At 42.4% G+C, this 12,665-nt stretch carries 15 protein-coding genes; 7 read left to right on the forward strand and 8 right to left on the reverse strand.

Features of this window, described 5'->3' with window-relative positions; all coding sequences use genetic code 11:
• The first annotated feature begins 204 nt into the window (after window positions 1-204).
• Window positions 205-1,830 carry an RNA polymerase factor sigma-54 gene (gene rpoN / locus ACT3QR_RS09720; RefSeq protein WP_444521152.1) on the forward strand — a complete coding sequence of 542 codons (1,626 nt, stop codon included), beginning with the start codon at window positions 205-207 and terminating at the stop codon, window positions 1,828-1,830.
• Window positions 1,831-2,188: 358 nt separating this feature from the next.
• Entirely contained in the window at window positions 2,189-2,569 is a 381-nt protein-coding gene (hpf, locus tag ACT3QR_RS09725; protein ID WP_444521153.1) for a ribosome hibernation-promoting factor, HPF/YfiA family, read from the forward strand.
• A 206-nt stretch (window positions 2,570-2,775) separates the two neighbouring features.
• On the opposite strand, the gene thiS is transcribed toward hpf, so the two are convergent.
• From thiS to ACT3QR_RS09745, 4 genes are all read right to left on the reverse strand, one after another.
• On the reverse strand, window positions 2,776-2,976 hold the full coding sequence (thiS, locus tag ACT3QR_RS09730; protein ID WP_444521154.1) for a sulfur carrier protein ThiS: 201 nt from the start codon (window positions 2,974-2,976) through the stop codon (window positions 2,776-2,778).
• Between the two features lie 118 nt (window positions 2,977-3,094).
• On the reverse strand, window positions 3,095-3,466 hold the full coding sequence (locus tag ACT3QR_RS09735; protein ID WP_444521155.1) for a DUF423 domain-containing protein: 372 nt from the start codon (window positions 3,464-3,466) through the stop codon (window positions 3,095-3,097).
• 24 nt (window positions 3,467-3,490) lie between these two features.
• Complete coding sequence (gene rpoH / locus ACT3QR_RS09740) at window positions 3,491-4,354, reverse strand: RNA polymerase sigma factor RpoH (protein WP_444521199.1); 864 nt, start codon at window positions 4,352-4,354, stop codon at window positions 3,491-3,493.
• 239 nt (window positions 4,355-4,593) lie between these two features.
• Complete coding sequence (locus ACT3QR_RS09745) at window positions 4,594-5,049, reverse strand: sulfurtransferase TusA family protein (protein ID WP_444521156.1); 456 nt, start codon at window positions 5,047-5,049, stop codon at window positions 4,594-4,596.
• A 558-nt stretch (window positions 5,050-5,607) separates the two neighbouring features.
• On the opposite strand from ACT3QR_RS09745, the gene ACT3QR_RS09750 reads away from it, so the two are divergent.
• Window positions 5,608-7,179 (forward strand): M48 family metalloprotease, encoded by a 1,572-nt coding sequence (locus tag ACT3QR_RS09750; protein ID WP_444521157.1) that lies wholly within the window; start codon window positions 5,608-5,610, stop codon window positions 7,177-7,179.
• A gap of 133 nt (window positions 7,180-7,312) precedes the next feature.
• Here ACT3QR_RS09750 and ACT3QR_RS09755 read toward each other — a convergent pair whose 3' ends face one another.
• Window positions 7,313-7,762: a GatB/YqeY domain-containing protein gene (locus tag ACT3QR_RS09755; protein WP_444521158.1), complete on the reverse strand. Its 450-nt coding sequence runs from the start codon at window positions 7,760-7,762 to the stop codon at window positions 7,313-7,315.
• 204 nt (window positions 7,763-7,966) lie between these two features.
• Window positions 7,967-8,182 carry a 30S ribosomal protein S21 gene (gene rpsU / locus ACT3QR_RS09760; protein ID WP_010195908.1) on the reverse strand — a complete coding sequence of 72 codons (216 nt, stop codon included), beginning with the start codon at window positions 8,180-8,182 and terminating at the stop codon, window positions 7,967-7,969.
• A 371-nt stretch (window positions 8,183-8,553) separates the two neighbouring features.
• Here rpsU and ACT3QR_RS09765 point away from each other — a divergent pair, with 371 nt between their 5' ends.
• The 4 genes from ACT3QR_RS09765 (at window position 8,554) to crcB (ending at window position 11,279) form a co-directional block, all read left to right on the forward strand.
• Complete coding sequence (locus ACT3QR_RS09765; protein ID WP_444521159.1) at window positions 8,554-8,928, forward strand: hypothetical protein; 375 nt, start codon at window positions 8,554-8,556, stop codon at window positions 8,926-8,928.
• A 109-nt stretch (window positions 8,929-9,037) separates the two neighbouring features.
• Window positions 9,038-9,562 (forward strand): c-type cytochrome, encoded by a 525-nt coding sequence (locus tag ACT3QR_RS09770; protein ID WP_444521160.1) that lies wholly within the window; start codon window positions 9,038-9,040, stop codon window positions 9,560-9,562.
• 242 nt (window positions 9,563-9,804) lie between these two features.
• Window positions 9,805-10,863, forward strand: coding sequence for a tRNA (adenosine(37)-N6)-threonylcarbamoyltransferase complex transferase subunit TsaD (tsaD, locus tag ACT3QR_RS09775; RefSeq protein ID WP_444521161.1), 1,059 nt, complete (start codon window positions 9,805-9,807; stop codon window positions 10,861-10,863).
• Window positions 10,864-10,907: 44 nt separating this feature from the next.
• Window positions 10,908-11,279, forward strand: coding sequence for a fluoride efflux transporter CrcB (gene crcB / locus ACT3QR_RS09780; protein WP_444521162.1), 372 nt, complete (start codon window positions 10,908-10,910; stop codon window positions 11,277-11,279).
• Window positions 11,280-11,361: 82 nt separating this feature from the next.
• Here the strand turns inward: crcB and ACT3QR_RS09785 are convergent, their stop codons facing one another.
• Together ACT3QR_RS09785 and ACT3QR_RS09790 are read right to left on the reverse strand one after the other, a co-directional pair.
• Complete coding sequence (locus ACT3QR_RS09785) at window positions 11,362-11,619, reverse strand: hypothetical protein (protein WP_444521163.1); 258 nt, start codon at window positions 11,617-11,619, stop codon at window positions 11,362-11,364.
• Window positions 11,620-11,723: 104 nt separating this feature from the next.
• Window positions 11,724-12,614 carry a LysR family transcriptional regulator gene (locus ACT3QR_RS09790; RefSeq protein WP_444521164.1) on the reverse strand — a complete coding sequence of 297 codons (891 nt, stop codon included), beginning with the start codon at window positions 12,612-12,614 and terminating at the stop codon, window positions 11,724-11,726.
• Window positions 12,615-12,665 lie beyond the last annotated feature (51 nt).

Consider the following 12,665-nt stretch of genomic DNA (forward strand, 5'->3'; position numbering starts at 1 on the left):
TGCTCGTGTTTATAGATTGGTTATACTTATTAAGATAGTAGTCTGCTATAGACAGCACATCAAATGTATCCGGACAGAACATAAATTATCATAGCAAAATTGTGACAAAAAATGCTATCGTCATGTCCTGATAAGATTTAAGTCGTTACCTTAAATGACAGAATAAACAAAATATCACCAAAATCGGAGTGCAATAAGCCGCCCATGAGTATGTCGTTCGGATTGGCGACCACGCTGAGCAACTCACAAAAGCTAACCCCGCAGATGCAGCAAGCCATAAAATTGCTGCAGCTCTCTAGTCTTGAGCTTGCACAAGAGGTTCAGGCAAAGCTAGATAGTAATCCATTGCTTGAACGTATTGAAAACGATGACGAATACGATAATGGTAATGATGAAGCAGAGGAATGGAGTGAGTCATTAACACTAGATAGTTGGAATCAAAGTAGCAGTACTGACTCGTTTGACTCAGCGCCGGATACCAGTGCAGAGTATAGTGGTGATAGTTTAGATAAGCTTCAGCAGTCTAATATCGATGATAGTGCGATAGATATGGATGGCTACAGTAGTTTCAATACTGATAGCTTTGATACGGGTAACTATGCTTCTGCTACAACAGGAACCGGTAATAGTAGAGTGGCTGAAGATTTTGATAGTGATCAAGGTGGTACTTCGTCTACCATTCAAGATCATGTGCGTTGGCAGCTGAACTTTAAACGCCTCTCAGAAGCTGATACGTTGATTGCAGAGTATTTAATAGACTCCATGGATGATATGGGCTTCATTCGAATCGACATAGATGAGCTGCTGCAGAGCTTTGATACGATGGCAAATTTCTATCAATGGGATGAGCGTGTTGAGAAACAAGAAGTTTTAGCAGTATTACGTATTATTCAGTCCTGTGATCCAGTTGGTGTAGGGGCGCGTCACCTAAGTGAGTGCTTATCGATTCAACTATCAAAGCTAGATACTCACACCGAATACCTACCAGAAGCCCAAGCGTTGCTATCAGCAAGCGAGCATTTAGTCAGCAATAATATTAAAGCATTAACAGAACGTACAGGGCTTGCACCAGAATACATTACACCTGCTCTAACGCTACTACGTACTTTAAACGCGTCACCAGGGCTACTGTTTCAGTCAAGCCAGCCCGACTATGCCCAGCCGCCTGAAAGCTACGACATTCCTGATGTTTTAGTCACACCTGTCAGAAAAAATAAGACGACAAGCAACTCTGAAGCAGCAGAAGGTGGCTGGTATGTGCGTCTCAATCCAGACACTTTGCCAAAACTACGCGTAAACCAAGAATATGCCAACTTAGTCAAGCGCGGTGATGATAGCCCTGATAATCAATATCTGCGCGAAAATCTTACCGATGCTAGGCTGTTTATTCGTAGTATCGAAGAGCGTAATCAAAACCTATTAAAAGTAGCGACCAGCATCGTACGTTATCAGCAAGAATTCCTGCAGCATGGTGCAACCGCCATGCAACCTTTGATATTAAAAGCAATTGCTGAAGAAGTTGATCTACATGAATCTACGGTCTCACGCCTTACCACCAGCAAAACCATTTTGACGCCGCAAGGGCTATTTTCTTTGAAACACTTCTTCTCATCTCATGTGAGTGGTGCGGATGGAGATATCTCGTCGACTGCTATCAGTGCCATGATCAAAAAGCTTGTCGCTGATGAAGATCCCAAAAAACCCTTATCAGACAGTCGTATCAAAGATGAGCTGTTAACAGATGGTATCGATATAGCTAGAAGAACTGTCGCTAAATATCGTGAAGCGATGAATATTGGCTCGTCTACTCAGCGCAAACAGAAATACTAACTATATAAGCCTGTTTTTTACAACGCTAATGACTATCTGTCTATACGATATAAACGAGATATAAAAAATAAAATTTTTTGATTATATAGAAACCTAAAAGAAACAACAGTTTTTGTTACACTTAATTACAATTAAATGGCTTGCTACTGGACGACTTTCATGACAAATTAGAGTCATACCAACAACAAAAACCAAGTGCCGATTTATAGTATTCATTCACAACTAACAAAGGAGACGATAAAGGGATACGTCGACACATTACTATATGCATCGGCATAGTTGATGGTAAGGCAGGATGACAAGAGCAAGAATGCTACCTCATCTGTTGATTGTAAGTCATGAATAAAAGGACAACAATATGAATGTTTCTATCAGTGGTCATCATATCAGCGTTACCGAAGCTATGGACACAGCAGTACGCGAAAAGCTTGAAAAAGTAGAGCGTCACTTCGATCAGATACAAAGTATTCAAGTGATTTTATCGTTAGACAACAGCGGTGCTAGTGATGGCGGTAAAAAAAGCCATAAAGCTGAAGCGATTATGCGTGTCTCAGGTCAAGAAATGTTTGTTCAAGCGTCTGAAGATGATATGTATAAAGCCATTAACGAGATGGCAGATAAGCTAGATAGACAAGTGCGTAAGTACAAAACCCGTCAAGAGCGCAAAAAAACTCAGGGTGCAGGACGTGATGGTCGCTATCAGGATCTAACCCCTGCAGAAGCAGTACCAGCTGCATAGTTCAAGTTTTAAACTTTGAACGTTATTGTTACAATCTAGTGAAAGTAAACTAAGAGAATAAAAAATTTATAAGTAGCTGCTGCACTAGTTTGTAATCGACATAAAAAAGACCTCTAACGTATAAAACGTTGAGGTCTTTTTTAGTATTAAGGAATGTAAATGAGTAAAGGGTTGCCGTTTGCTTAAATTTAATTATCTAAATACTATTAACCACCACCAACAGCTTGTACTACTTCGATATCCATACCTTCTACCACACGTAATTGAGCAAGTTCACTTTTTGGCATTAGCTCACCATCTACTTCTACAGCGTAACGGCCTTGACTAAGCCCAAGTTCATTAATAACTAGCTGCACAGTTTGATGAGTGGTTTGTAAGCTTTTACCATTGACACTGATAGTGCTCATATCAAATACTCCCTAATATTTTAAAATTCCTGTTTATATGTTACGTATCTTTTGACTAATAAAATTTATTTTATAGATAACTAAGACTACGATCTAAAATAAACTTTGAACAGACTAGCTAACTGAGTCTTTTTAGTCGGAATGTAGAAACGGCAAGCCATAGCCAGCCTACAATCATAAGAATGCCACCAATAGGCGTAATCGCACCAAACCAACGCGGTGCACCAAGCGTCATTGCATACAAGCTACCAGCAAAAATAATAATGCCAATTTGCAACAACCATGCTGTCGTTTGAGTAATATATTTCAAACGAATCAGTAAACCGGCAAATAATAGTCCAAGCGCGTGTACAAACAGATACAGCGTTGCCGTATGCCACCATTCAAGCTGTTGGATGCTGACACGACCTTCTAGACCGTGTGCACCAAACGCACCTAGGGCCACGGCGATAGCCATATTAACTGCTGCAATACCGATCCAATTTAACATTGCACAACTCGTACCATTTTGAGGCTACTGAATATCATCTGGCAGAATTACACTATCAATAGTCATAGCATCACGAATCTTATCCATGGCATTTTTCTCAATCTGACGGACGCGCTCAGCTGAGATAGAGTAAACTGCTGCTAATTCATGCAAGGTGGATTTTTGCTCAGAGAGCCAGCGCTGTTCGACAATATCGCGTGAACGATCATCTAAAGTGCCCATAGCCGCGATGAGTGCCGATGAGTTGTTTTCTTCCCAGTCTTCTTCTTCTAACTGCTCAGCTGGATCGATACCATCTTCCAAAAATAGCTGAGGGGCGTAGCGACCATCGTCATCGTCGCTCGACTGCGCTTCAAACGAAGCGTCATAAGAGGTTAGACGTGATTCCATCTCCAGCACTTGTTTGCGCGTGACATTTAAGTCATTAGCGATAGCATCTGCTTCTTCTAGTGTCAGTTGGTTATTGGTCTTCTTGAGGCTGCGTAAGTTAAAGAACAATTTACGATGAGCCTTGGTAGTTGCAACCTTGACAATACGCCAGTTACGAATCACGAACTCATGAATTTCAGCTTTGATCCAATGTACAGCAAATGACACCAAGCGTACGCCTTTATTTGGGTCAAAGCGTTTGACCGCTTTCATCAATCCTAAGTTACCTTCTTGGATTAAATCTGCTTGTGGCAATCCGTAACCTGAATAGCTACGTGCAATATGAATCACAAAACGTAGATGCGACATCACCAATAGGCGAGCAGCTTCAACATCACCCTCATCATAGTAGCGATGCGCTAGCTCTTGTTCTTGTACTGTTGTCAAAATAGGAATTTGATGGACAGTATTGATATACGCGCCTAGGTTAACCCCTGGTGCTGACAGATGAGTTGGCATAGCGGGTACTAAGTCGCGCGTACTAGTATTGCCTAATGTACTCGCATCGTAAGGCGGTCGCTGGGCTGCGGCTTTCAATGCAGCATCGCGTGCATCGTTTTTTATAGGAGCTGCGTCATCTTTTGTATTTGTATTCACAGCATCAGTAGAATTATTAGCCATATTCTTGACCTTGGTTAAATAGTTAAGCAAATAGTCAGATAAAATCTTTATGATTTAATTGTAAAGGATAGCAGCGCTTAGTTGCTATCAGTTTTAGTAATGATGAAGTGATATATTGTAGCGAAACGCTGTAATGATGTGCCATCACCTGACAAGTGGTCAGTAACTTCATTAACCACCAAATCCAAACAGTCTGCCGCCTGGGATTGTCGGCTTTGTCTACAAAACGCTGCGATATCAGCTTGCGAATTAGGGTCAGTTGCAACCACATATAAAGAATCACCAGCTACTACATCACGTAGTGCGACTTTGGTTTTTAACAGTGGCATCGGGCATGCAAGACCGCGTCCATCAACAAAGTTTTTTATATTTAGTTCAGACGGCTCTGTGTTTACACTATCTGTTTCGTGACTTTTAGTCGGTAGCAGTTCTAGTAAACTAGCAATATCGTTCTGCTGTGTATCAGAAAAGTTCGCTGATAGTTGGATAAAATTCGATACACGTTCGATGGCTGGTTCACTATCAGCAGACATAATTTAAACCTTGTAGATATCTATAGTTTAATTAGTAGTATTAGCAATAGGCTTCGATATTAAGTACGAACATAATCTATCAATTATAAACTACGAGATCGTCATAACAGTCATCTAGACCTACTATCATTGTTACTTATTATACCAAATAGACAATGTATAGTTGCAGTTGAATATAATCAACGCTGCGTTCGGTTCACTAGAATCATCTGGCCAAGAATTACAAAATTGGCAATTACTCGATTAACCATCATACGGTTGAGACTGACCTAATAATCTAATAGACCTAATAAATAGTTACCTAATGAATAATTACATAGCCATGTTGCGCAATCGTGACGGGTGGCTAAGTTATTGGTAGTTGAGTGCATTGTAGAATTGACCTTATATAAACAAGCTCGTATAGTCGAAAAGAAGTCGTCAATCATCTTATAGGATATGCACTTGTACCACGCTAACAGAACGAAGCGACCTGACAGCAGTAATAAACCTTTAATAGCCAAAAATTCCGTAGGCTTGCCACTTATATTGTCTAAGCAAAAAGGTAACCATCACTTTATGAGTTTAGCTTTGCCAAATAGTATCAAAGTAGGGTTATCAGTGATGCTACTAGCCATAGCTAGTGGTGCGCATGGTCGTGATAGTCAGACGCAGCCATTTGCTGATAGTTCGTGGCAAGTCACAGATCCGCAAGCACTAGATTTACCAAATTTGCGCGGGCAGAGATTAAGCTTTGCTGAGCAATACCAAAACAAGATGCTTGGCGAATGGTCATTACAGAATATCAATGGCCGCGTCAAAATGGAACATGATCCTTGGGTGCAGGAAACGATAAAAAATATGACGTGGCGTCTCAATGCTCAAGCCCGCCAGCAAGCACCACTTGGCGTCGTCATACTCGATAACCCTAGTATCAATGCTTTTGCAGCGCCTGGTGGCGTAATTGGTATCAACACAGGCACGATACTGGCTGCTAGTAGCATGGATGAGCTGGCAAGCGTCGTTGCGCATGAAGTTGCGCATATCAGTCAGCGACATTATGAAAGTGGCGTTGACGAACGTAAAAAGGCCTTGCTGATGCAGATAGGCGGTATGCTAGCCGCGATTGCTGCCTCAGCAGTTGATGGTGATGCAGCCGCTGCGGTAATGGCGGGCAGTCAAACAGCCTCTATGAATAGCAGTATGGCGTTTAGCCGTAGTAACGAACGCGAGGCTGATAGAGTAGGTATGCAGATTATGACCCAAGCGGGTTACGACCCTCGTGCGATGCCAAGATTCTTTGCGACGATGAATCAACAGAGGCAATTAAACCAAGTTGAAAATCAGTTTTTACCGAGCTTTGTGCGCTCGCATCCGTTGAGTAATGAGCGACTGAGTGAATCGCAAAGTCGCGCCCAGCGTTATCCATCGCTCTCATTGAGCCAACAGCAGCGCCATCAAGCACTGTTTGATTTGTTGTATTGGCGCGTACAAGTGACTGGTAAACATGCCTCTGAAGTCACACTGACAACGGCTGCTAAAAACAGCCTTGGGGCCAAACTTGCGCTAATGCATTGGTATGGAGAGCAGCAGCGCTTTACAGATGCTAATAAGGTATTGGCTGAGATAAAAGCGTTATCAAGTACGCAACGTCAGAATTTGGAGCCGCTACTGTCGATTACGCACAGTCAGCTATTGAGTGAACAGGGTAAGTGGCAACAAATCGTAGACGTCTTAGAAAGCCAGCAGCGTCTATACCCTGAACGCCGAGACTTACGCCTTTATCTGGCTGAAGCGCTGACTAACAGTAATCAGCCGATAAAAGCTCAAGCGTTGTTAAAGCCATTAACAGAACAGCATTCAAGTGATCGTTACGCATGGCAAAGTTTGCAACTCGCCAACGAAAAACTTGCTAAGACCACTACGTCACCACAACTAGCCAATATCGCGACGATTAATACATTGCGCTATCGTAGTTATGATCAGCTATGGAATGGACGCTATGAGAGTGCACTGACCTCTTTGACGCAGGCCAAACAGTTGACGGAAGATCTGCAAATCACGGAACAAGCCAATAGTGCGCGTCCATTACTAGCGAATATTAATGCAGAAATTAAAGCAATAAAAACCGCCAGAGACTTTAAGCCCTAAGCGGTTAATGAAATAGGCGGTTTTTGGTAGCCAATCGTTTATAGGTCAGACAGCTAACTTTACGGTAGCAGTTTAGCTGTTGATGAATCACACAAACGCTATCGTCTGATAATTAAAGAGTATCTATTAGAAATTAACCTTGTAGCGCGTCTTTAACCATTTTAGAAATCAAGGCAGGATCAGCGCGGCCAGCTGTTTTGTTTTTGAGCACACCCATGACACTGCCCATATCGCGCATTGATGTAGCACCTTGCTCAGCGATTTCAGCCGTGACCAATGCCATAATCTCGTCTTGAGTCATTTGCTGCGGCATGAACTCGTTGATGATATCAATCTCAAACTGCTCTTTAGTAGCCAAGTCATCACGGCCGTTTTCTGTAAATATCGTAAGTGACTCTTGACGCTGTTTTAGCTGCTTTTGCAGAACTTCTAGTACTTGTGCATCATCAAGTTCTGTCTGACGGTCAATCTCGATTTGCTTCACTACTGACTGCACGTTGCGCAGTACTTTAACGCGCTCAAGATCACGAGCTTTCATGGAAACTTTGATATTGTCTGCTAACGTCTGTTTAAGTTGGCTCACTGCTATTATCCTTATCGATCCATTAAATGCTATTCGGTAGATGTTGATTGTTAAATTTATAGAATTGAACCTGCTGATGATGGCTTTAATAAAGAATTATGTCAGCAGTAATAATAAAAATTGTAGCATAAAAAACGCCACTGATATCAATTGATAACAGTGGCGTTAGTGTAGCGCTTGTACGTAGCTAAATCAGATTACTGATTAGTACATACGAGTGGTACGAATAGTTTCGCGTTGTAACTTCTTCTTATAACGCTTTACGGCAGCAGCTTTTTTACGCTTGCGTACTTGCGTTGGTTTTTCATAAAACTCACGCTTACGTACGTCTGACAATACACCAGCTTTTTCACAAGCACGTTTGAAACGACGGATAGCGATATCAACTGGTTCGTTTTCTTTAACCTTAACTGCAGGCATGAAGACTCCTCGATTAGGATGAGATATAAGGGCATTAGTTTGGCTGTGTATTAGTATTTAGCCGTAATATCTCAAGATTACAGGCATCAACTCAAACTAGGACAATTCTCACGCATTAGCGTAAGGGCAGGTATTCTAATAAAAAATACCAACAAAGTCAATGATTTTAAGGATTTATTGCCGATAAGTAATTCAATTAGATAACAATTTGAATTTAGCTATCAATCTATGAATTCAACATATATACAATGCATTATCAATAAAAAATCCCTACCGTCTATAACGGTTTGATTGGAGTTTATGCTATGATAATTCCCATATTGTAGTAAGCCTATTAACCGTTTTGTGTGTATTTTATTGAGGATGTTAGAATGAAAAAAACAGTATTTAACACGGTATTAAGCACGGCACTTATCGTAGCTTTAGGTGTGAGCGTGAGTGCTTGCGGCGGTGAAGAGCATGAAGAAGTACTAGCAATCGATCGCGTTGATGAAGCTGCTGAGCTTGCGATCAAAAATTCGCCACCAGTTGAAGATATGGACTTCCCAGAAACAGCACCAATGCCAGCAGCTGATGCAGCTGGTACAGAAGCTGAGGGTACAGCTACTGCAGAAGCAGGAACGGCTGACACTGAATCTGCGACTGCAGAAGCAACAGCTACCGATAGTGCGGATGCCGCTGCTGCTCCTACTGATAGCGCTGATATGGCGACTACTGACGATACAACGGCAGCCACCGCTGAGTAATCTAGTGCTGAGTTGACTATTAAACAGTCATTAGTAGTATACGTAAGTATTTTGAGCCTATATAACGCATTATTAACTGATTGCAGACTGACTAAGTAAGGGTAAAACTATGATTGATATACAACCGTATATGAACAAACTGAAATTGTCTGTAATCGGCATGAGCGTAGTATTTGCAGTGAGTGCGTGTAGTGGCGATAATACAGCGACTGAAGAGGCTGCATCAGCCAATGAACCAGCTACCGCTATGGAAGAAACAACTGTAGCTGAGGATACGATGCCTGAGCCTGCGGTTGAGCCAGAAACAGAGCCAAAAGCAGAAACAGAATCTGCTGATGTGATAGGTGAAGAGGTGGCGACACCGGAAACCCCTACTGAGCCTGAAGTCTTGGCTGCAGATGCGGGTGCCAAATTGTATGAATCAAACTGTCAGGTTTGTCATGCTGCTGGCTTACTCAATGCACCAAAATATGGCGACTCGGCGGCTTGGGCGGCTCGTCTGACCAAAGATAAAGAAACGTTGTATATGCACTCGGCGAAAGGTTTTAATAAAATGCCAGCGCAAGCGGTAAATGGTGTCAGCGAAGCACAAGTTAAAGCGGCTGTTGATTATATGCTAGCGTCGGTAAGCTGATACAGTATATTAGAAGATGTCAGCTATTGAAATTTGCTAAACTGGCCGTCATTGTGACTGACAATGACGGTCTTTTTATGCACGTTTTTTGTCATCCCTATTTTAAAAATATGACAGCTGTACTAAGCGAATTTGTGATACTAGTGCTAGGCTGGTTGTATTCGTTACCCAGTTTCTCAAATTGATGTAAGATAAAGAGTGCGGCAAAAATAGCACGAAAATGAAAGTATAAAGGCAAAAATATGAAAGTATTGGGCTTAGAGACCTCTTGTGATGAGACGGGGCTGGCGATTTTTGATAGCGAGCAAATAAACAGCGACAACCAAGGTCTGGTCGGGCAAGTGCTGTACTCTCAGATTGAGCTGCATGCACTTTATGGTGGCGTTGTGCCTGAGCTTGCCAGTCGTGATCATATTCGTAAGCTAGTGCCGTTACTCAATGAGCTTCTAGAACAATGCGATATGAAAAAAAGTGACATCGATGCGATTGCCTATACTAAGGGGCCTGGCCTGATTGGTGCATTGATGACAGGCGCGTTATTTGGTCGTAGCTTGGCGTATGGCTTAGATATCCCAGCGATTGGTATTCATCATATGGAAGGGCATCTTTTAGCGCCGCTGATGGGTGCGAACCCTCCAGCATTTCCTTTTGTCTCGCTACTGGTATCTGGTGGACATACGTTACTTATTGCTGCTCATAGTGTGGGGCAGTATGAGATCTTGGGTGAGTCGATCGATGATGCAGCAGGTGAGTGCTTTGACAAAGCCGCCAAAATGCTAGGTCTACCTTATCCGGGTGGTCCTAATATTGCCAAGCTGGCAGAAACAGGTAACCCTGATGCTTATGCACTGCCAAGACCGATGCTCCATCGAGGTCTAGACTTTTCATTTAGCGGTATGAAAACGGCCGTACATAATTTGATTAAAGACACACCACTGTCTGGTGGTTCAGGCAATAGTACTGATAGTGATCCACAAGTCCGTGCCGATATCGCCGCTAGTTTTCAGCATGCGGTAGTCGATACACTGGTAAAAAAATGCGTTAAGGCACTTAAGCAAGCAGATATGAGCCGTCTGGTTATTGCAGGCGGCGTCAGCGCCAACACCCATTTGCGTGAGATGCTAGAAGCTGAGTTGGCTAAGATCAATGCGACGGTTCATTATGCACCGCCTGCGCTATGTACGGATAATGGTGCGATGATTGCGTATGCAGGTTTTGAGCGTTTGCAAGCAGGACAGTCTGATGATTTGGCCGTTAGCTGCATTCCGCGTTGGCCAATGACAGAGTTACCAGCTGTATAAATGAGCATCTGGTCCAATACGTCTATATAAATTAAGGACTGTCTATGCAGTGGCTTGCTATTGGTTTGGGCGCAGCATTTGGTGCTTGCTTGCGGGCGTGGCTATCGCGTTTCAATGCCTTACACGGTTGGGTTCCACTCGGTACACTGAGCGCCAATATCCTAGGCGGACTATTGATAGGGCTTGCGCTAGTATGGTTTGAGCGTATGGGCAGCAACTTATCTGATCATGTACGCGTGTTTGTGATTACTGGTTTTCTGGGCGGATTGACTACGTTTAGTACGTTTAGTGCAGAGGTGTTTGGCTTTATCCATGACGGACGGTTACTAGCAGGCTTAGCGCTCATCGGTTTACATGTTGGGTTAACATTACTGGCAACCGCGCTGGGGTTTTATTTCTTTAAGCTAGTTGTATAATTTGTGTTTATTATGCGATCTGGTATTACTATACGGAGTCAGCCTACTCTGCACTAAACTCTTTAATATATAAAGAATAATTTTAACTATAGATATGTTCGTCCTCTATCGAGAATGGCAATATAATTCCTATCTTTTCAAATTCTGCATATAATTCATTTAGATCTAGAATTTTGTTTTTAGAACGAACTTCTAATCTTCCTTTCTTAGAACTAATGATTAGATAATGACCTGCATTATCATACCCGAAATTAAAAGGTGCATCGCTCGTTATTTTTTCAAACATATCTTTAGTAACCAAAGTATTTCGATTGTTTCGATCTATAAATATTAAGCTCATGGTAATCTTCCTATAGTTAACTTCATTGAATTAACAATAGCAGCTATTATCTTTGGACTACAAATTTAATTTTAAAGTATGGTTTTTTGCTAAGCTAAAATCATTCATACAGGTTTAACGATCCCTTCCAATAAACTGGCAAATCCCTGCATGTACGCTATATCTTGACCTGAGGTACGCGTCGCAGCATACAGCTGACAATGCACACCTTTTCCCAATGGTCGCGAGACGACCCAACCTTTTTTCTCGTATTCAGCAACTACCCAATCAGGCAATGCCGCTACGCCACGTTCACTAGCAACCAGCTGAATTAGCATCGCGGTTAGCTCTGTCGTACGAACATTATCAAAGCTTACTTGTGCTGGCGTCATAAAGTTGGCGATGATATCGAGGCGTTTGGCTTCTACCGGATAGGCAATTAATGTCTCGTTAATCAAGTCATTAGGGTCAATAAATTTCTGAGCAGCTAAATCATGTGTTGGTGACAGCACCAAGCGGCTCTCATACTCAAATAGTGGCTGATAACTGATACCGTCGAGCGGCAAATCACTGGTAGTGATAAGCAGATCAATATCACCTTCTATTAGCAAATGATGCGGCTCAGGCTCAAACCCTGTGGCAAAGTCTAATTCGACATCTGACCATTCGCGGCGATAGTGGTTAAGTATCGGCATGAGCCAATCAAAACAACTATGACATTCAGATGCTAGGCGTAATCTACCTGCTTGACCGTGTGCTAAGCGTTTAAGATTAGATTTGGTACGGGTAACTTGCGGTAGGATATTGTCTGCCAATGCCAATACTGCTCTACCTGCTGGCGTAAAGCTAAGCGGGCGCGTCCGGCGATTGACCAAGCTGATATCGTAATAATTTTCAAGCTCTTTTAATTGGTGCGAAACGGCCGAGGCAGTAACATGCAACTCATCTGCCGCTGCTGCAAGTGAACCGTGCGCCCGTAGCGCGGTTAATGTATTAAGATGACGTAGCTCAAGCATAATATAACCTAACCGCTAAGGTGAGAAAAATTCATTATAGTCAATATAGCG

It is taken from the genome of Psychrobacter sp. AOP7-B1-25 (assembly GCF_052376195.1).
GTDB lineage: Bacteria > Pseudomonadota > Gammaproteobacteria > Pseudomonadales > Moraxellaceae > Psychrobacter.